Origin of the sequence: Ferrovibrio terrae (assembly GCF_007197755.1) — a bacterium.
In the GTDB taxonomy this organism is placed as follows: domain Bacteria; phylum Pseudomonadota; class Alphaproteobacteria; order Ferrovibrionales; family Ferrovibrionaceae; genus Ferrovibrio; species Ferrovibrio terrae.
This window is the reverse complement of record NZ_CP041636.1, coordinates 309406-326754: the sequence shown is the minus strand read 5'-3', so window position 1 is coordinate 326754 and position 17349 is coordinate 309406. Positions and strand designations below refer to the sequence as shown.

18 protein-coding genes are annotated in these 17349 nt (G+C 63.7%); 12 read left to right on the top strand and 6 right to left on the bottom strand.

Annotated features, from left to right (window positions below; genetic code table 11):
- Window positions 1-84 precede the first annotated feature (84 nt).
- Window positions 85-1110 (top strand): glycosyltransferase family protein, encoded by a 1026-nt coding sequence (locus FNB15_RS01540; protein WP_144067020.1) that lies wholly within the window; start codon window positions 85-87, stop codon window positions 1108-1110.
- Complete coding sequence (locus tag FNB15_RS01535) at window positions 1107-2183, top strand: glycosyltransferase family protein (RefSeq protein ID WP_144067019.1); 1077 nt, start codon at window positions 1107-1109, stop codon at window positions 2181-2183. Before FNB15_RS01540 ends, FNB15_RS01535 begins: the two co-directional genes overlap by 4 nt.
- On the opposite strand, the gene FNB15_RS01530 is transcribed toward FNB15_RS01535, so the two are convergent.
- Complete coding sequence (locus FNB15_RS01530) at window positions 2180-3133, bottom strand: GNAT family N-acetyltransferase (RefSeq protein WP_144067018.1); 954 nt, start codon at window positions 3131-3133, stop codon at window positions 2180-2182. The two genes, FNB15_RS01535 and FNB15_RS01530, sit on opposite strands and share 4 nt — an antisense overlap.
- A complete protein-coding gene (locus FNB15_RS01525) occupies window positions 3133-3912 on the bottom strand; it encodes a class I SAM-dependent methyltransferase (RefSeq protein WP_144067017.1) in 780 nt (259 codons plus the stop codon). The genes FNB15_RS01530 and FNB15_RS01525 overlap by 1 nt, the downstream gene beginning before the upstream one ends.
- 99 nt (window positions 3913-4011) lie before the next feature.
- Between FNB15_RS01525 and FNB15_RS01520 the strand changes: the two genes are divergently transcribed.
- The 9 genes from FNB15_RS01520 to FNB15_RS01480 all read left to right on the top strand — a co-directional run bounded on the left by FNB15_RS01520 (window position 4012) and on the right by FNB15_RS01480 (window position 12437).
- The gene (locus FNB15_RS01520; RefSeq protein ID WP_144067016.1) at window positions 4012-5142 is read left to right on the top strand and encodes a DegT/DnrJ/EryC1/StrS family aminotransferase; all 1131 of its coding nucleotides are present in this window, start codon (window positions 4012-4014) and stop codon (window positions 5140-5142) included.
- Window positions 5143-5145: 3 nt separating this feature from the next.
- Entirely contained in the window at window positions 5146-5823 is a 678-nt protein-coding gene (locus tag FNB15_RS01515) for an acetyltransferase (RefSeq protein WP_144067015.1), read from the top strand.
- A gap of 1 nt (window position 5824) precedes the next feature.
- The gene (locus tag FNB15_RS01510; RefSeq protein WP_221932721.1) at window positions 5825-6748 is read left to right on the top strand and encodes a glycoside hydrolase family protein; all 924 of its coding nucleotides are present in this window, start codon (window positions 5825-5827) and stop codon (window positions 6746-6748) included.
- A gap of 83 nt (window positions 6749-6831) precedes the next feature.
- Window positions 6832-7281 carry a sugar 3,4-ketoisomerase gene (locus FNB15_RS01505; RefSeq protein ID WP_144067014.1) on the top strand — a complete coding sequence of 150 codons (450 nt, stop codon included), beginning with the start codon at window positions 6832-6834 and terminating at the stop codon, window positions 7279-7281.
- 6 nt (window positions 7282-7287) lie between these two features.
- On the top strand, window positions 7288-8985 hold the full coding sequence (locus tag FNB15_RS01500; RefSeq protein WP_144067013.1) for a glycosyltransferase: 1698 nt from the start codon (window positions 7288-7290) through the stop codon (window positions 8983-8985).
- A 97-nt stretch (window positions 8986-9082) separates the two neighbouring features.
- The gene (gene rfbA, locus FNB15_RS01495; RefSeq protein ID WP_144067012.1) at window positions 9083-9961 is read left to right on the top strand and encodes a glucose-1-phosphate thymidylyltransferase RfbA; all 879 of its coding nucleotides are present in this window, start codon (window positions 9083-9085) and stop codon (window positions 9959-9961) included.
- A 2-nt stretch (window positions 9962-9963) separates the two neighbouring features.
- On the top strand, window positions 9964-10563 hold the full coding sequence (rfbC, locus tag FNB15_RS01490) for a dTDP-4-dehydrorhamnose 3,5-epimerase (RefSeq protein WP_144067011.1): 600 nt from the start codon (window positions 9964-9966) through the stop codon (window positions 10561-10563).
- A gap of 2 nt (window positions 10564-10565) precedes the next feature.
- Complete coding sequence (gene rfbD / locus FNB15_RS01485; RefSeq protein ID WP_221932720.1) at window positions 10566-11438, top strand: dTDP-4-dehydrorhamnose reductase; 873 nt, start codon at window positions 10566-10568, stop codon at window positions 11436-11438.
- Between the two features lie 51 nt (window positions 11439-11489).
- A complete protein-coding gene (locus tag FNB15_RS01480; RefSeq protein WP_144067010.1) occupies window positions 11490-12437 on the top strand; it encodes a DUF72 domain-containing protein in 948 nt (315 codons plus the stop codon).
- Here FNB15_RS01480 and FNB15_RS01475 read toward each other — a convergent pair whose 3' ends face one another.
- Entirely contained in the window at window positions 12438-13733 is a 1296-nt protein-coding gene (locus FNB15_RS01475; RefSeq protein WP_144067009.1) for a solute carrier family 23 protein, read from the bottom strand.
- Window positions 13734-13983: 250 nt separating this feature from the next.
- Here FNB15_RS01475 and FNB15_RS01470 point away from each other — a divergent pair, with 250 nt between their 5' ends.
- Window positions 13984-15156: a 3-hydroxybenzoate 6-monooxygenase gene (locus tag FNB15_RS01470; RefSeq protein WP_144067008.1), complete on the top strand. Its 1173-nt coding sequence runs from the start codon at window positions 13984-13986 to the stop codon at window positions 15154-15156.
- Here the strand turns inward: FNB15_RS01470 and FNB15_RS01465 are convergent, their stop codons facing one another.
- The 3 genes from FNB15_RS01465 to FNB15_RS01455 are packed head-to-tail and all read right to left on the bottom strand — an operon-like array spanning window position 15157 to window position 17341.
- Window positions 15157-15933, bottom strand: coding sequence for a sulfite exporter TauE/SafE family protein (locus FNB15_RS01465; RefSeq protein ID WP_144067007.1), 777 nt, complete (start codon window positions 15931-15933; stop codon window positions 15157-15159).
- A gap of 2 nt (window positions 15934-15935) precedes the next feature.
- Entirely contained in the window at window positions 15936-16799 is an 864-nt protein-coding gene (locus tag FNB15_RS01460) for an MBL fold metallo-hydrolase (RefSeq protein WP_144067006.1), read from the bottom strand.
- 11 nt (window positions 16800-16810) lie between these two features.
- On the bottom strand, window positions 16811-17341 hold the full coding sequence (locus FNB15_RS01455; RefSeq protein WP_144067005.1) for a rhodanese-like domain-containing protein: 531 nt from the start codon (window positions 17339-17341) through the stop codon (window positions 16811-16813).
- Between the last annotated feature and the right edge of the window lie 8 nt (window positions 17342-17349).

Genomic DNA, 17349 nt, shown 5'->3' with positions numbered 1-17349 from the left:
TCGTTAACCCACGAATCGAGTTTTTGCCTGCCCATGCGCGTCGTCTTTGCCGTCAACACCACGCCCCACGCCCCGCCGGATCAGATGACCCGTCTGGCCAGCACGCGTTATCGCGGCTTCATCCCCGCCGGGCAGCTGCGGCAGGACGGACACAGCGCTTCGGTCATTGCGCTGATGGAACTGTTCCGGCCGGATTTCGACACCCGGCTCGACCTGCTGGTGCTGCACCAGCCCAAGCACGACATCCTGATGCTGGCCAATGTGATCAAGGTGCTGTTCGACCGGCTGGATGCGATCCGCAGTCAGGGCGGCCGCATCGTGGTGGATGTTTCGGATTTCAAGCTTTCCGTGGATGTCCTGGACGCGATGGCGAAGGCCTTCGGGCGCGACAAGGCACAGACCTATCGCACGATCCTGGAAGCGGTTTTCGCGCGCTGCGACGCCGTGACCGCGCCGACCGAGGCGCTGGCCCAGCAGATGCGCGACGTCCTGGGTCCCGCCAGACCGGTTTTCGTCATCGAAGATGTGGTGGAAGTGGCGCCCCAGCCGGCGAAATTCGCACCGGCACAGCCGCTGAACCTGTTGTGGTTCGGCTTCCTCTCGGCGCATGTCGCCGCAGTGCGTCAGCTGGTGCATGACGATCTGCCGAAAATCCGCCAGCGCCGCCCCGTTGCGCTGAAGCTGGTCTGCGAGGCGCTGCCGAGCGCAGACAGCCAGCGGATATTCGGGCCGGCGGAACCGGCCGCGTTCGGCGTGGCCCATGAACAATGGTCGGTTCCCGTGCTGGAGGCGTCTCTGGCGGCCTGTGATCTTGTCGTGCTGCCCTTCGATGCCGATGCCGCCTCATCCAGGGGCAAAAGCAACAACCGCGCATTGCAGGCGCTGGCGGCGGGCCGCTACGTGGTGGCGCATCCGCTCGAAAGTTATCAGACGTTGGGCGATTTCATCGGGCTCGATGCCTCGATTGCCACTGCGGTCGAAACGGCGGTCAGCAATCCTGCCGTTACGCTTGCGCGTCTGCAGGCCGGGCAGGATTTTGTCCAGGCGCGCTACAGCCCTGCGGCCAATGCGGCACGCTGGCTCGCCGTGCTCGGCGATCTGAAGCGATGAACCCGCCGGTCACCATTCTCGCCCTCTCGGCAAGCGTGTCGCCCACACTGGCAATTCATCTGCTGCGACCGCTGCATGGCATGCCGGGCATCAATATCCAGATGCTGACGCAGGAGGCACTGGTGCAGATCGCCAAAAATGCACCGCCGGGCATCGATGGTCTCTCGCTGGCCGGCATGATCCTGAACCAGGTGCGGCCGGCGCTGGTGTTTTCCAGTCGGTACAATGGCGCAATGGCCGAGGATTTTCTCGCCGCCAGTCGCAAGCTCGGCCTGCCTTTCGTCTTCCATCTCGACGACAATCTGATGGAGGTCTCGGCCGACCAGGGCGCCGAGAAAGTCGCCTATTACAATCATCCGACGCGGCTGCAGGCGCTGCGCGCGCAAATGGAGCAGGCGAGCGTCGCCTATTTCAGCACCGACGCGCTGCGCGACCGCATGCTGGAACTTGGCGTCAGTGTGGCCAAGTCCCATGTCGGCCCGATCTGCGCCGCCGTCGATCTATTGCCACCACCACCAGCGCCGACCTCGCTCACCTTTGGCTATGCGGCCAGCGGCGGGCATAACGAGGATCTGAAACTGGCGTTGCCCGGCATTGTCGCGGCGCTGGAGCAGCATCCGCAGGCGCGGTTCGAACTGATCGGTTCGCTGGAGCATAGTCCGGCGGAACTGTCGCGCTTTGGCGAGCGCGTGAAGCACGAGCGCCGCTTCATCCCGTACGACGACTACCTGCGCGACCTGCAGCGCCGCAACTGGGTGCTCGGCCTCACGCCGCTCTGCGACAACCCTTTCACCCGCATGAAGACCTATACCAAATGGGTGGAGTATACGGCGGCTGGCCTGCCGGTGATCGCGTCGGATCATCCGATCTATCGCGACTGCTGCGCCGGCGGCGCGGCTTTGCTGGTGAAAGATGCCGACTGGGCCACGGCGCTGCCCGCCCTGCTGGGCGATGCGGCGACGCGGGCGACGATGGTGGCAAAGGCGCGCGACCGGGTCGGGCAGGACTATTCGGTGGCGCGGCTGCGGACGCAGCTGCTGGAGGTTTTCCGGCTGGCAGGCCTGGCGCTCTAAGGCAGCAGGATCTCGTAATGATCCAGCGTGACGGTGCGGGCGCCGAAGCCTTCCTTGTAGTCGATCAGGCCGTGGTTGAGGATGCGGCCATCGCCTTCATTGGAAATCCCGAAGTCGAACCAGCGACCGGCATAATCCTCGATCAGGGCGAAGAATAAGAGATCGAGCGCATTGGCATCGCGACCGGCCGGATTGCTGGCAGTGTACTGCACATGCGCGCAGCGTTCGGTCAGGTAGATGACGGCTCCGCCAACCACGACGTCATTCTGCGTGACGCACCAGAGTTTGATGGCGTCGGGGAAGCGGCCGTGCAGCAGGCGGATTTCCTCGACGCTGTGCACCGGCTTGAGATTATGTCGGTCGCCCAGGTTCTGGGTCAGGATTGCCCAGAAGTCTTCCCAGCGGTCGCTGGCGGACACCGTCAGCCCGGCTTTGGCGGCCGCCTTCATGCCACGCCGCCGGCGAGTCTGCACCGGCGCGGGGAATTGCGGATCAATCAGGGTGGTGAGGTCGCGGCGTTTCAGTGCAGCCTTGTGGACGAAGAGGGCGAACAGGTCCTCGTCGGCCGGCCGGCGGTGATAGAAGCGCGGGATGGTCTTGTAATAGAGGCCGCGCATGCCCTGGCTTTTGAGATGCGCCAGCAGAGACTCGAACAGGCCGAGCATCTTCAGCGGCGTCATCGCATCGTCGCTGATCACGCCGCCATAGGTCAGGCCGCCATGACTGACCAGCATATCGTCGCGGCGATGCGCCGGGATCACGGCCAGCAATGCGCCGTCGGTGTCGAAGGCCAGCAGCGAGTGGTCGTCGAAGCGCTGACGATGGTAGTCCATGTAGTTGCGGTCCAGCAGGAAAGTACCGTTCTTGCTGGAGGCTATGAAACGGTTCCAGCTTTCGGCGTCGCTGTCGCTGTAGCGGCGCAATGTGATCCTGGGGTGATCGGCAGACATCACGGCCGGCGGATCAGAATGTCTTCGCGGCGGCTGGCTTGCGGCAGTTCCGGCGCCTGCGGCAGCACGAAGGCATCGAAGCCGGCGAGCCGCATGCGCTGCAGGATGGCGAAGACCACCGCATCGTTGATCTGGCCGGGTTCGGCGAGATTGAAGTCCACGACAGGATCGTTGTTGGGATCGACATGACGGCGATGGTGTTCGCGTCCGGCCGCGCTGGCCAGGAAACGCTTGCGCATGCTGGCATTGGGCAGATCGCCGATCAGCAGCGTGCCTCCCGGATTGAGCAGTCCCGCGGCGAGGTCGACGAAGGACCACAGGTTGCCCTCGGCAAACACATACTGCGCCACGCTGTAGACCAGGATGGCATCAAAGCCGGCGCCAGATTTCTGCACGGCGGGCAAAGCAGCGGGGAAGGCGCCGGCGATCTTGGTGATCGCGGCATGATCGGGCAACAGCGCCAGCATCTCGGCGGAATCGACCATCACAAGGCTATGCTGCTGGCGGATGCAATGTTCGATCACGGCCATCGGCAGGCTGGAACTGCCCGGGCCGATGTCGAGCACCCGCCGGCCGCGCTCGCAGAGCGGCGGCATCTTGGCCAGGATGTCGTTCAGGATCGTGCCGCCTCGGCCCTCGCGATAGAGGTCGGGGAAGCCGGATTTCTCATGCGGGCTGAGCCTTGGATCGGCGGCGCGGCGGCGAAAATCTTCGAAGCCCGCGACGCTATAAGCCGCGGGGTCGATGCCGGTTCCCGAGCTGCGGTCGCGTTGGGTCATGCGCAGAGTTGAATCCTGTCCGCTTTCTCACGGAAAACTAGATGTGATTTATTAAGAATCGGTGATCTAACTTATGCACAAATACCCGGATTGCCGCCCATGAATGTGCCGTTTTTCGACATCGGACTGACGCATGCCGCCATTGCCGGCGAGCTGGATGCTGCCTGGCGCGCGACGCTGGATGGCCGCCAGTTCATCCTCGGCGAGCGCGTCGCCGCTTTCGAATCCGAATTCGCCGCGTACTGCGCCGCTGGCCATGGCATCGGGGTTGCCAATGGCCTAGATGCCCTGACCCTGATCCTTGAAGGCTTAAGCATCGGCGCCGGCGACGAGGTGCTGGTACCGGCGCATACCTTCATTGCCACTTGGCTCGGCGTCACCCGCACCGGCGCGCGCCCGGTCGCCATCGACTGCCTCGCCAGTACCGGCAATGTCGATCCGGCGTTGGTGCGGGCAGCAATCACGGACCGCACCAAGGCACTGATCGCGGTGCATCTCTATGGCGTGCCGGCCGATATGGCGCCGCTGCAGGCACTGGCGGCACAGCACAACTTCCATCTGATCGAAGATGCCGCGCAGGCGCATGGCGCCAGCTATCGCGGCCATAAGGTTGGCAGCCTCGGCACGGCAGCAGGTTTCAGCTTCTATCCGACCAAGAATCTCGGCGCATTGGGCGATGGCGGTGCTGTGGTCACCCATGATGCCGCGCTGGCCAAACGCATCCGGCTGCTCCGCAATTACGGCTCGGAAAAGAAATACGAACACCAGATCGCCGGCTGCAATTCACGGCTGGATGAACTGCAGGCCGCGATCCTGTCGGTGAAGCTGCGCCGGCTGGACGACCTGAATGCCGACCGCTGCCGCATCGCCGCGCGCTACATGCGGGCACTGTCCGGCCTGCCGGGTCTCGATCTGCCGGCCGTCACCGAGGGCTCCGAACCGGTCTGGCACCTGTTCCCGGTGCGCCATGCCGCACGAGATCGCCTGGCGGAAGCGCTGACTGCCGCCGGTGTGCAGACCATGGTGCATTATCCGGTGCCACCGCATCTGCAGCCGGCCTATGCCGCGCTGGGCTATGGCGCCGGGCAGTTTCCGGTGGCAGAGCGCATCGCGCGCACGACGCTGAGCCTGCCGGTCTGGCCGGGGCTGGCGGATGCGCAGATCGATCATGTCTGCGGCGTGATCCGCCAGACACTGGCCCAGCCGTCCAGGCGTGAAGCGAGAGGGTAGGCTGTGGCGCAGAAACGCAAACTCGTTCTGGTCGGCGATAGCGCCTTTGCCGAGATCGCCTGCGAGTATTTCAGCGCTGGCGAAGAGTATGAGGTGGTCGCCTTTGCCGTTGAGCAGGCCTATCTCGGGCGCGACAGCCTGCTGGGCCGCCCGGTCGTGGCCTTTGAGAACCTGGCCACACTGTATCCGCCGGACGAACACGATATTTTTGTCGCCGTGGTCTACACGCAGATGAATCGCCTGCGCGCCCGGCTGCTGGCGGCCGCCAGGGCACTGGGCTACCGGCCGGCCAGCTATATCAGCCCGCAGGCATTTGTGTGGAAGAATGCCAGGCTGGGCGAGCATTGCTTCATCTTCGAGAACAACGTGGTGCAGCCTTTTGTGACCATCGGCGACAATGTCGTGCTGTGGAGCGGCAACCATATCGGACACCACTCCGTGATCGAGGATAATGTTTTCGTGTCATCGCATGTAGTGATCTCGGGCTATTGCACCATCGGCAGCGGCAGCTTCCTCGGCGTGAATGCCACGCTGGCCAACAATCTCACGCTGGGCAAGGACAACTGGGTCGGGCCCGGCTGCGTGATCTCGAAAGATACCGGCGCCGGACAGCTGTTTCGTCCGGCTGATGCTGAGGTTGCCAGACTGACGACCTGGCGCTTCTTCAAGGTGCCCGAATAACATGACCATGCGCTGGCGCAAGCTCGGGCGTGTTTATGCGCCGGATGGCCATGAGCCCTGGGCGCGCAGTCATGCGATGATCCCGACACCTGTCGGGATGCCCGATGGTGGATTGCGCATCTATTTCGCCTCCTGCGACGACAGGGGCGTCGGCCGTATCGGCTATGCCGATCTCGATCCGCGCGACCCGACCCGTATCCTGCGTCGCTCAGAAAAACCGGTGCTCGATATCGGCCGGGCGGGCTGTTTTGACGACAATGGCGTCAATCCCACCTGCGCGATCTGGCGCGGTGACGAGCTCTGGCTTTATTACGTCGGCTATCAGCTCGGCGTGCAGGTCCGTTACACGCTGTTCAGCGGTCTGGCGATCAGCCGCGACGGCGGCGAAAGCTTCACGCGCATCTCGGAGGCGCCGATCCTGGAGCGCTGCGACGGCGAACTGCTCTATCGCACCGCACCCTTCGTGTTGCGTGACGGCAGCGACAACTGGCGCATGCTGTATATCGCCGGCGACCATGAAGTGGAGGTCGGCGGCAAGGCGGTGCCGAGCTATCACATGCGCGAAGTACACTCGGCCGATGGCCGGCAATGGACGGGGCCCAGCCGTTTCGTGCTCGGGCCCGATGAGGCGGTCGAACACGGCCTCGGCCGGCCTTTCGTGGTGTCGTCAACGGCCGGATACGAGCTTTACTTCTCGACGCGTACGCTGCGGCACGGCTACCGGCTGGCTTATGCCATTTCGGTCGATGGTCGCACCTGGCAGCGCGACGACGCGGCGCTGGGCCTGGATGTCTCGCCGGACGGCTGGGATTCGGAAGCCATCAGCTTTAGCGCGGTGACGGCGCTGCCCGGCGGCACGCATCTGTTCTACAACGGCAACGGTTTCGGCCAGACCGGCTTCGGCGTTGCCATTCGTGAGGCCTGACCGGCTCCTCAAGCTGAGGCATTTGTTAATAAATTCCCGGCTAGACTCCCGCCGAAGGGAATCTGTGGGCGGAAAACCGACGTATGAGTGAGACCGACAAGAGCTGGGATGTCATCGACCTGCCGGTCGTGCATGACCTGCGCGGCAATCTCACCGTCGTGGAAGCCGACCGTCAGGTGCCGTTCGATATCCGGCGTGTCTATTACCTCTACGACGTTCCCTCGGGCTCCGAGCGCGCCGGTCATGCGCATAAAACACTGCAACAGCTGATCATCGCCGCCTCGGGCAGTTTCAGCATCCATCTCGATGATGGCCGCCGGCAGGAAAGCGTGTTCCTCAATCGCTCGCATAAGGGCGTGCTGCTGAAACCGATGGTCTGGCGCGTGATCAACAATTTCTCGTCTGGTGCCGTCTGCCTCGTGATGGCGTCGGCACATTATGCGGAAAGCGACTATATCCGCGACCATACCGAATTCCGTCACGCCGCCACTGCGCGCTGGGCCGCTGCCGGCATTCCGCTGCCCGGTATGTGACTTCGGATGCCGGACCAGGCTGTTCCCTCGCTGGAGGACGTCGTCAAGACCACCCAGGAGCTGGCCGCAGGGCGCGGCGCCCCGGCCGCGCTGGACTACATCCAGACGCAGTTCGCGAAACTGGGACAGGATCCCAGGCTGCTGCCGCTGATGGCGCAACTGAATTCGTCGTTGGGCAACCGGGCTGAAGCGCTCTCCATCTGGAACAGGCTGTTGCCCTACGCCCCAGCCGACATGCGCGTGCTGACCTCACGTCAGATGGCGAAGCGTGCCCTGCATCTGCAGAAGCAGGGCATCGATGCCGGCTTTTATCCCACCGTCGAAGACGTCAGCCGGGATGTGAAGGCCGCCTGCGCGGACGGCGATTTCGGCTATGCCCTGTGGGCGCTGTCAGATGTCGCCTACAGGCTGGTGAAGAGCCTGCCGATGTCGCGGGCGGCACCGGGCAACGATCCCCAGCTTGATGCATTGTGTGTGGAAACGGGGGCGCTGTTCGCCGGTCATGCGAAGATCGCGCCGATCGATCCGGACCCGGCGGCGCCGATTGTCTATCTGGCCACTGCGATTCACGAATTCGGCGGCCATACCCGGGTGCTGCTGGATTACATCCGGCGGCAGCCAGAGCGCAAACATGTGCTTCTGCTGACCGGGCTTGGCATCGGCATGGCGATGCCGGCGGTGCAGAGCCTGCTGGACAAGGAGCTGAAGGGGATCGACTTCAGCTGGCACCGCAACAACCAGATCCGGCATGACCAGACGCTGCTGTGGTTGTTGCAGAACCTGCAGACGCTGCGTCCGGAAACGGTTTTTCTGTTCAATCATCCGTATGATCCGATCATTCCGGCTGCCACGGCACTGCTGGGCAACACGAAGACCTATTTCAATCATCATTCGGATGCCTGCTTCAGTCTGGGTGCCACCCTGGTTGTGACCGGGCATATCGACCAGACCCCGATGGTGCATCACCTGCTCTGCCGGCACAGGCCGGAGACCAATCCGCTCTATATTCCCATGACGGTTGGCGATACCGCCATGCGAGAGGCCTCGGCATTCCTGGCCGAAGGACCCGTGCGCACCGCCGCCTGCGGCTCGCCGGCCAAATTCACCGACAGAAGCTACGCCTATCGCTACGCCGATATCCTGCCGCAGATGATGGCAGAAACCGGCGGGGAACATATCCATATCGGCGCGCTGCCGGCCGAGGTGGTGGCCCAGATCCACGGCAATCTCGATCGCCGATCGATTCCGCGCGAACGCTTCCGGCATATGCCGCATGTCGAGAGCCTTTCCGCGGCCCTGCATGACCTGAAAGTCGATCTCTATGTCGCGTCCTTCCCGACCAGCGGGGGCAAGGCGCTGATCGAGGCGATGGCGACCGGCATTCCGGTGCTTTATCACGTCAACTACCAGTCACGCTTTGCCTGCGTGGCCGATATGGTCTATCCGGGCGCCTTCCGCTGGTCCGATCTGGAAAGCCTGACCGCTGCGTTGCGCTCGGCAAACCGCGAAACGCTGGCGCGCCACGCCAAGCTTTCGCGGGCCTATTTCGAAACACATCATTCCGAGCAGGCAGCGTCTGCAGCCTTCACCGGCCAGACCCCCACGGGCGTCGCGCCGCCGGTATTGGGAGACTATCGGCCGGATACGACGCAACAGCTGCTCGACCAGATCCGCCTTGCGCCGCCGGCGCAGGGGCGCAGCTAGTTCGCCTGCCGGGCGATGGCGCAGACCGTCGATTTGATGCAGACTTGAGCCTGCCTCCCGACGATCCGGCAGGCGGACAATTGAAGGACCGAATGCGATGAAAGGCATCATCCTGGCGGGCGGCGCCGGTTCCCGGCTGCATCCTGCGACAGCGGTGACCAGCAAGCAGCTGATCCCGGTTTACGACAAGCCGATGATCTATCATCCGCTCACCACGCTGATGCTGGCCGGCATCCGCGAAATTCTGGTGATCACCACGCCGCGCGACCAGACCGCCTTCAGCAACCTGCTGGGCGATGGCAGCCAGTGGGGCATCTCGATCACCTATGCCGTGCAGCCGGAGCCCAATGGCATCGCGCAGGCCTTTGTCATTGGCCGCGATTTCATCAATGGCGAAGCCTGTGCGCTGGTGCTGGGCGACAACATCTTTTACGGCGAGGGTTTCGGCGACGTCCTGCGCCGTGCCGCCGCCATCAGGGATGGCGCGGTGGTGTTCGGCTACTGGGTGGCCGATCCGGAGCGCTATGGCGTGCTGGAACTGGGGCCGGACAAGACGCCGACCGCGATCATCGAGAAGCCGGCCAATCCGCCGACCAACTGGGCGGTCACCGGTCTCTATTTTTACGACCGCGAGGTTTGCGATATTGCCACCAGCCTGAAGCCGTCGGCGCGTGGCGAGCTGGAGATCACCGATCTCAACAACGTCTATCTCAAACGCGGCAAGCTGAAAGTCGAACTGTTCGGTCGTGGCTTTGCCTGGCTCGACACCGGCACACCGGACAGCCTGCTGGAGGCCTCGAATTTCATCGCCACGGTTGAAAAGCGCCAAGGCCTGAAGATCGCTGCTCCCGAAGAGGTGGCCTGGCGTCAGGGCTATATCGATGCAGCGCAACTGGAAAAGCTCGCGGCCGCCTACAGCAAGAACGCCTATGGCCAGTATCTCCGCCGTCTGCTGACCGAGGGACGCGAGCGTTAATCATGCGCATCATCGCCACCGACCTCCCCGACGTCTTCATCATCGAGATGAAGGTGTTTGCCGATGACCGCGGTTCGATCAAGGAGTTGTGGAACGCGCCACGCTACCTCAACCAGGGCCTCGGCGTGCCGTCGGTGCAGACCAATTTCTCGCGTTCCCGTAAAGGGGTTATTCGCGGCCTGCATTACCAGGAGCCGCATGGCCAGGGCAAGCTGGTCACGGTGGTGGCGGGCGAGGTGTTCGATGTTGCTGTCGATATCCGCAAGGGCTCGCCCACCTTCGGGCGCTGGACCGGCACGCTGCTCAGCGGCGACAATCATCATCAGCTATGGATTCCGCCGGGCTTTGCGCATGGCTTCTCGGTGCTGAGTGATCAGGCCGATTTCCTCTATCAGTGCACCGCGCCCTACGATCCGAACTGCGAGCATGCGATCCGCTGGAACGATCCGGCCATCGGCATCGACTGGAAAGTGTCCGACCCGGTGATTGCCAGGAAGGATATGGCGGCGCCGTTGCTGAGCGAGGCGAAAGCCCTGCCGCCTTATTATCCGCTGCCGCCGCTGATCGTCACGACGAATGGCAGCGATGGCGGCAAGCCCTAGCCATGCTGCGCGTGGCGGTGATCGGCACGCAGGGCCAGCTGGCACGGTCTCTGGCCGAGCTGTCCGGCGATGATGCCGCCATCACCTGCATCGGCCGCCCGCTGCTCGATCTGGCGGAACCGGAAACGGTTGCTGTCGCGCTGGATGAACTGCCCGCGGATATCGTTGTCAATGCGGCGGCCTATACCGCCGTGGACAGGGCCGAGAGCGAGGCCGATCTGGCTTTTGCCATCAATCGTGATGGCGCCGCCGCCGTGGCCGATGTCTGCGCCCGGCGCAACCTGCCGCTGATCCATCTCTCGACCGACTATGTGTTCGATGGCACCGGATCAGGCGCCTGGCGCGAGACCGATGCCTGCCATCCGCAGAGCGTTTACGGCGCCTCGAAACTGGCCGGCGAGCAGGCTGTGCTGGCGGCTTTTCCAGCCGCGGTGATCTTGCGCACCGCATGGCTGCACAGTCCGTTCGGGACCAATTTCGTCAAGACCATGCTGCGGCTGAGTGCCGAACGCGACCGCCTGCGCGTTGTCGCCGATCAGCACGGCTCGCCGACCTATGCGCCGGACCTGGCGACGGCGATCCTTGCCATGGCCAGACGGCTGGCCGGCGCGCGGGATGCGGCGCTCTCAGGTATCTTCCATCTCGCCGGCAGCGGGGAAACCACCTGGCACGGCCTGGCCGTCACCACGATGGCGATGGCGGGGCGCGGCATCCTGGTCGATCCGATTTCGACGGCGGACTATCCGACGCCGGTGACGCGCCCGGCGAATTCGGTGCTCGCGACGGCGAAGATCGCAGCCGCCTATGGCATCCGCCTGCCGCCCTGGCAGGAGGGCGTGCGGCATGGTGTGGCCCGGTTGCTGAGCCACGAGTAACTCCGTCCGTGGTTCTGCGGAACCGAAACTCCGGCAGCGGGTTCAACTGCCATGGCGATCCGCATCGGCATCTCAGGCTGGACCTACAAACCTTGGCGCGGGGTATTTTTCCCCAAAGGCCTGCCGCAGACGCATGAGATGGCCTATGCGGCCCGCACTTTCCCCAGCATCGAGGTGAATGGCACCTTCTACGGCCAGCAGCGCCCGGCGATTTTCGAACGCTGGCGCGACGGTACGCCGGATGACTTCGTCTTCGCCATCAAGGCCTCACGCTACATCACCCATATCCGCCGGCTGCGCGAGGCCGAAAAACCGCTGGCCAATTTCTTCGCGCAAGGGATTTTGGCGCTGGGTGAAAAGCTCGGCCCGATCCTGTGGCAGCTGCCGCCGAGCTACCGGTTCGATCCGGAGCGGCTGGAAGATTTCCTGAAGTTGCTGCCGCATGACACCGAAGCGGCGGCCCAACTTGCGCGCAAACATGATGCTGGCATGAAAGGCCGCGTCTTCCTGACACCGGACAAAAACCGCCCGCTGCGCCATGCCATGGAAATCCGCCACGAAAGCTTCCGCGACGACCGCTTCGTGGCGCTGCTGCGCCAATACAGGGTCGGACTGGTGGTCGCCGATACGGTGGACTGGCCGCGGCTGGGCGATATCACCGCCGATTTCGTCTATGCGCGGCTGCATGGTTCCGAACAGCTTTATGCCAGCGGCTATTCGGATGATGCGCTGGATGACTGGGTGCGCTGGTTCCACAGCTGGAGCAAAAGCCGGTCGCCGCGCGAGATCGACCGGGTTTCATCGACGAAGGCAGATGTGAAGGTGAAGGATATCTTCGTCTATTTCGACAACGACATGAAAGTGAAGGCGCCGTTCGATGCGCTGAAGCTGTCGAAACGGCTGAAAGTAGACGCCGGTCTGCCGCCGCTCGAAGATTTCGTGCAAAAGAAAACCCGCGGCGGAAATAAATCCGCCGCGGGCCGGAAGGCGAAATCCTGATTACGGGTTGGCCTGGCGGCCGTTCAGGATCTGGTAGAGGATGATCGCGCCGAAGGTGGCGGTGCCGATGCCGCCCAGCGAGAAGCCGCCGAACTTCAGCATCAGGTCGCCGGCGCCGAGGGTGAGCGCCACGCCGACCGTGATCAGGTTACGCGCGTTCGAGAAGTCGACCTTGTTCTCGACCCAGATGCGGCCGGCCGTGGCCGAGATCAGGCCGAACACCACCAGCGCCAGGCCGCCAAGGACAGGGCCTGGGATGGTGAGGATCAGCGCGCCGAATTTGGGCGAGAAGCCGAGCAGGATGGCGAACAGCGCCGCGACGATGAAGACCAGCGTGGAGAAGATCTTGGTCACCGCCATGACGCCCATGTTTTCGGCGTAGGTGGTCATGCCGGTACCGCCACCGGCGCCCGACACCATGGTGGCGATGCCGTCGCCGAGGAAGGCCTTGCCCAGCAGCGGGTCGAGGTTGCGGCCGGTCATCACGCCGATCGCCTTCACATGGCCGAGATTCTCCGCCACCAGGATGATCGCGACGGGGGCGATCAGCGCCATGGCCTTGGCGTCGAACACGGGCGCGGTGAAGTTCGGCATGCCGATCCAGGCGGCAGCCATCACGCCGCTGAAGTCGATCGGCTTGCCCATGCCCATTCCGTTGGCCAGCACGGCATAGATGACGTAAGCCGCCAGGCCGCCGAGCAGGATCGGCAGGCGCTGCACGGTGCCCCTGGTGTAGACCGCGACGACGCCGACGGCGACCACGGTGAACAGCCCGATGAAGGCGTCGAAGCCGCTGGCGCTGATGCCCTTCACGGCGATCGGTGCGAGATTCAGCCCGATCACGGCGACGATGGCGCCGGTCACCACCGGCGGCATCAGGGTTTCGATCCAGCCGATGCCGGACTTCATGACGATGAGCCCGATGATGGCATAGAGCGCGCCGCAGGCGATGATGCCGCCCAGCGCGACACCGATATTGGCATTCGGGCCGCTGCCGGCATAGGCGGTAGCGGCGATGACGACAGCGATGAAGGAGAAGCTGGAGCCGAGATAGCTCGGCAGCTTGCCGCCGGTGATGAAGAAGAAGATCAGCGTGCTGATGCCCGAGAACAGGATCGAGACATTCGGATCGAAGCCCATCAGCAACGGCGCCAGCACGGTGGCACCGAACATCGCCACCACATGCTGCAGGCCGAGTGCAATCGTCTGCCCCATCGGCAGGCGTTCGTCGGGCGCGATCACGCCGCCGGTTTTCAGAGTCCAGCGCGACAGGAAGCCGCCATCTGACTGTGCCATTGGTTTTCCCCTTTGCATTTTATCTGCGAGTGCGAGCGCCGGAGCGGCAGCGTTTGGTCTTGTCGTTGCGAATCGAGGCTGCCTGTCTTCGACTAAAGTCGATCATTCGACCTCGCCCATGAGGTGTCAAATCCTGTTGTCGATTCGCGAAAAGGGAGAATCGGCAATAGTTTGCTGGATCGCGCCCCGGATCGGCGGTATAGTCGTCAGTAAATAGTCCGTGTAAGGACTATATTGGGGGAGACGGAGAATGACGGGGATGAATCGGCCGGTCATCATCATCGGCGGCGGCATTGGCGGACTGGCGACGGCGCTGGCGCTGGCGCTGAAAGGCATCGGTTCGGTGCTGCTGGAGCAGTCGGCCGAGTTCAAGGAAGTCGGCGCCGGGATTCAGCTTGGGCCCAATGTGTTCCGCCGCTTTGAGGCGCTCGGCATTCGCGCTGCCATCGAAGCCGATGCGGTGTTTCCTGAAAACCTGATCATGCGCGATGCCCTGACCGGCGAGGTCGTGACAAAAATCCCGATGGGCGACCAGGCGCGCGCGCATTGGGGGATGCCCTATGCGGTGACGCATCGCGCCGACCTGCACGGCACATTGCTGCAGGCCTGTCTGGCACAGAAGGCCATCACGTTGCGCAACAACGCCAAGGTGATGGCCTGGCAGGATAGCGGCACTGGCGTGACGGTAACGCTGGCCGATGGTGAAAAGATCGCGGGTGACAGCCTGATCGCCTGTGACGGCCTGTGGTCGCAGGTGCGCGCCGACATCGTCAACGACGGCAAGCCGCGCGTGTCTGGCCATATCGCCTATCGCGCCGTGCTGCCGGCGGCTGACGTGCCGCAGGGCCAGTTCGAGAATAACGTGGTGCTCTGGGCCGGGCCGAAGACGCATCTGGTGCATTACCCGCTGCGGCGCGGCGAGCTGTTCAACCTGGTCGCGGTATTCCACTCCAACCGCTACGAAGAAGGCTGGAACGCCTTCGGCGACGTGGAGGAGCTGAACGAGCGGTTCCAGAACCAGCAGCCGCAGGTGCATAACCTGCTCGGCAAGATCGATTCCTGGCGCATGTGGGTGCTGTGCGACCGCGAGCCGGTGGCGAACTGGACGAAGGGCCGCATCGTGCTGCTGGGTGATGCGGCGCATCCGATGCTGCAGTATCTGGCGCAGGGTGCCTGCATGGCGATCGAAGATGCCGTCTGCCTGGCCGAGAAAATGGCGGCGCGGCGTGACGATCCTCATGCCGCTTTCCTGGCCTATCAGCAGGAACGTTACCTGCGCACCGCGCGGGTGCAGGTGATGGCGCGGGTCTATGGCGATTTTTATCACGCCACCGGACCGGTACGTGAACTGCGCAATGGCCTGCTGTCGGGCCGCAACCAGGCGCAGGCCTATGCCGGCAATGACTGGCTGTATGGCGGCTGATCAGATCGCGCGCCAGACAATGTAGGCGGCGACGCAGAAGATCAGTGCGGCGAAGATCCGGTTCAGCAATCCCTTGCGGGTTGCGGCATGAACGGCAAGGCGGAGCCCGATCACGCCGCCGATCAGACCACCGGCGATAAACCAGCCGGCGGCGATCCAGTGAACCTGACTGCTGAATGCGTAATTCGCAGCCGTGGTGAATCCGAAACTGCCGACCGAAAGCAGAGACGCGGCAACCGCGTTCAGCATGGGCATGCCGCTGCCGGCCATCAGTCCCGGCACGACCATGAAGCCGCCGCCGATGCCGAAAAAGCCGCTCGCCAATCCGGTCATCAGGCCGAAGATCGCCAGTTTCGGAAAGATGCGGGCGTTGAGCTGGACATCCGGATCGCCGCCGGCCGCCTTGGGCCGCAGCATCGCGAATCCCACCGCCACCATGGCAGCCGCGAACAGCAGCAGAAGCTGGCGGCCATCCACCAGCTTGCCGAATGTGGAGCCGATGGCGGCCCCCAGCACGCCGCTGGCGGCATAGACGGCGGCACAACGCCATTTCACCGGCTGCTGACGCGCGTGCATGGCGAGATTGGCAAAGGCATTTACGGCAACCGCCAGCGCGCTGGTGCCGATGGCGAGGTGCGTGTCGCTCAGGCCGACGAGATAGAGCAGTGCGGGAACGGCAAGGATCGACCCGCCGCCGCCGACCAGCGCCAGGGCTAAGCCGACCACGCCGCCCGAGGCCAGCGCCAAGGCTGTCTGTGCTGCCGTAAGTGTCAGCATGATCAGAGGGCGTCGAGCGGGATTTTCAGATAGCGCGTGCCGTTGCTCTCTGCCGGCGGCAGTTTGCCGGCGCGCATATTGACCTGCACCGATGGCAGGATCAGACGCGGCATATCCAGGGTGGCGTCGCGCTTGCGCCGCATGGCGACGAAGCTGTCCTCGTCCACGCCGTCATGAACATGGATATTGCCGGTGCGCTCCGCCGCCACCGTGGTTTCCCAGCGATAGTCCTCGCGGCCCGGCGCCTTGTAGTCATGGCACATGAACAGGCGCGTTTCCGGCGGCAGGGCGAAGATCTTGCGGATCGAGCGATAGAGTTCGCGCGCATCGCCGCCGGGGAAGTCGCAGCGCGCCGTGCCGTAATCGGGCATGAACAGCGTATCGCCGACGAAGGCGACATCGCCGATCACATAGGTCATGCAGGCCGGCGTATGGCCGGGGGTATGCAGAACGCGGGCTTCGATATTGCCGATCCGGAACGTCTCGCCATCGCGGAACAGATGGTCGAACTGGCTGCCGTCGCGGGCGAATTCGGTGCCGGCATTGAACACCTTGCCGAACACGTTCTGAACGACGGTGATGTTGAAGCCGATGCCGATCCGGCCGTCCAGCTGCTGCTTGATATAAGGCGCGGCGGAAAGATGATCGGCATGGACATGCGTTTCAAGAATCCAGTCGAGCGTCAGGCCCTGCTGGCGGATGAAGGCGATGATGCTGTCAGCGGACGCGGTTTTTGTGCGGCCGGACGCCGGATCGTAGTCGAGTACCGAGTCCACGATGGCACAGTTTCTGGTCGCCGGATCGATCACGACATAGCTGACCGTAAAGGTGGCTTCATCGAAGAAGGCATGCACTTGCGGAGTCATGTCGATATCCCTCACGCGGTCATGAATTTTCGGTTCCAGGGCAGCAACGCCAGGATTTTCGCCATGCCGCAGAAGCCGGTCACACCGGCCATGACGAGACCGGCGCCGACGAAACCGCTGAGCAGGATGAAGCCGGGCGATACCAGCCAGGCGAGCAGCGCACTGGTGGCGGCCAGACTACCCGCTGCGATCTGCACCTGGCGCTGCAGGTCGATCGGCGCGGCGGCATTGAAATGCACCGGCAGACCGGCGCGCTTCCAGCCGTCCAGGCCGCCATCAAGCACATAGGCCTCGCGGAAACCCTTGGCGAGCAGTCGGGCCGCATTCATCGTCGTGCGGTTCCCGCTGCGACAGGTGAAGACCGCGGCCTTGTCGTGCTGCGTGTCGAAATCGTGGCTGTCGATCGCGGTCAGCGGCACGAGCCGGGCACCGAGGATATGCTCGCGTGCAAATTCGGATGGCTCCCGGATATCGATCAGCACCGCGCTGTCGGCCTGCAGGCGGCGCTGCAATTCGGCGGGGGAGATCTTGGGAAGGGACATGACAGGCT

Bases quoted from the DNA above. Each gene is read 5' to 3' on its own strand.
- FNB15_RS01540 (WP_144067020.1), top strand. From the start codon at position 85: ATGACCCGTCTGGCCAGCACGCGTTATCGCGGCTTCATCCCCGCCGGG.
- FNB15_RS01535 (WP_144067019.1), top strand. From the start codon at position 1,107: ATGAACCCGCCGGTCACCATTCTCGCCCTCTCGGCAAGCGTGTCGCCC.
- FNB15_RS01530 (WP_144067018.1), bottom strand. From the start codon at position 3,133: ATGTCTGCCGATCACCCCAGGATCACATTGCGCCGCTACAGCGACAGC.
- FNB15_RS01525 (WP_144067017.1), bottom strand. From the start codon at position 3,912: ATGACCCAACGCGACCGCAGCTCGGGAACCGGCATCGACCCCGCGGCT.
- FNB15_RS01520 (WP_144067016.1), top strand. From the start codon at position 4,012: ATGAATGTGCCGTTTTTCGACATCGGACTGACGCATGCCGCCATTGCC.
- FNB15_RS01510 (WP_221932721.1), top strand. From the start codon at position 5,825: ATGACCATGCGCTGGCGCAAGCTCGGGCGTGTTTATGCGCCGGATGGC.
- FNB15_RS01505 (WP_144067014.1), top strand. From the start codon at position 6,832: ATGAGTGAGACCGACAAGAGCTGGGATGTCATCGACCTGCCGGTCGTG.
- FNB15_RS01500 (WP_144067013.1), top strand. From the start codon at position 7,288: ATGCCGGACCAGGCTGTTCCCTCGCTGGAGGACGTCGTCAAGACCACC.
- rfbA (WP_144067012.1), top strand. From the start codon at position 9,083: ATGAAAGGCATCATCCTGGCGGGCGGCGCCGGTTCCCGGCTGCATCCT.
- rfbC (WP_144067011.1), top strand. From the start codon at position 9,964: ATGCGCATCATCGCCACCGACCTCCCCGACGTCTTCATCATCGAGATG.
- rfbD (WP_221932720.1), top strand. From the start codon at position 10,566: ATGCTGCGCGTGGCGGTGATCGGCACGCAGGGCCAGCTGGCACGGTCT.
- FNB15_RS01480 (WP_144067010.1), top strand. From the start codon at position 11,490: ATGGCGATCCGCATCGGCATCTCAGGCTGGACCTACAAACCTTGGCGC.
- FNB15_RS01475 (WP_144067009.1), bottom strand. From the start codon at position 13,733: ATGGCACAGTCAGATGGCGGCTTCCTGTCGCGCTGGACTCTGAAAACC.
- FNB15_RS01470 (WP_144067008.1), top strand. From the start codon at position 13,984: ATGACGGGGATGAATCGGCCGGTCATCATCATCGGCGGCGGCATTGGC.
- FNB15_RS01465 (WP_144067007.1), bottom strand. From the start codon at position 15,933: ATGCTGACACTTACGGCAGCACAGACAGCCTTGGCGCTGGCCTCGGGC.
- FNB15_RS01460 (WP_144067006.1), bottom strand. From the start codon at position 16,799: ATGACTCCGCAAGTGCATGCCTTCTTCGATGAAGCCACCTTTACGGTC.
- FNB15_RS01455 (WP_144067005.1), bottom strand. From the start codon at position 17,341: ATGTCCCTTCCCAAGATCTCCCCCGCCGAATTGCAGCGCCGCCTGCAG.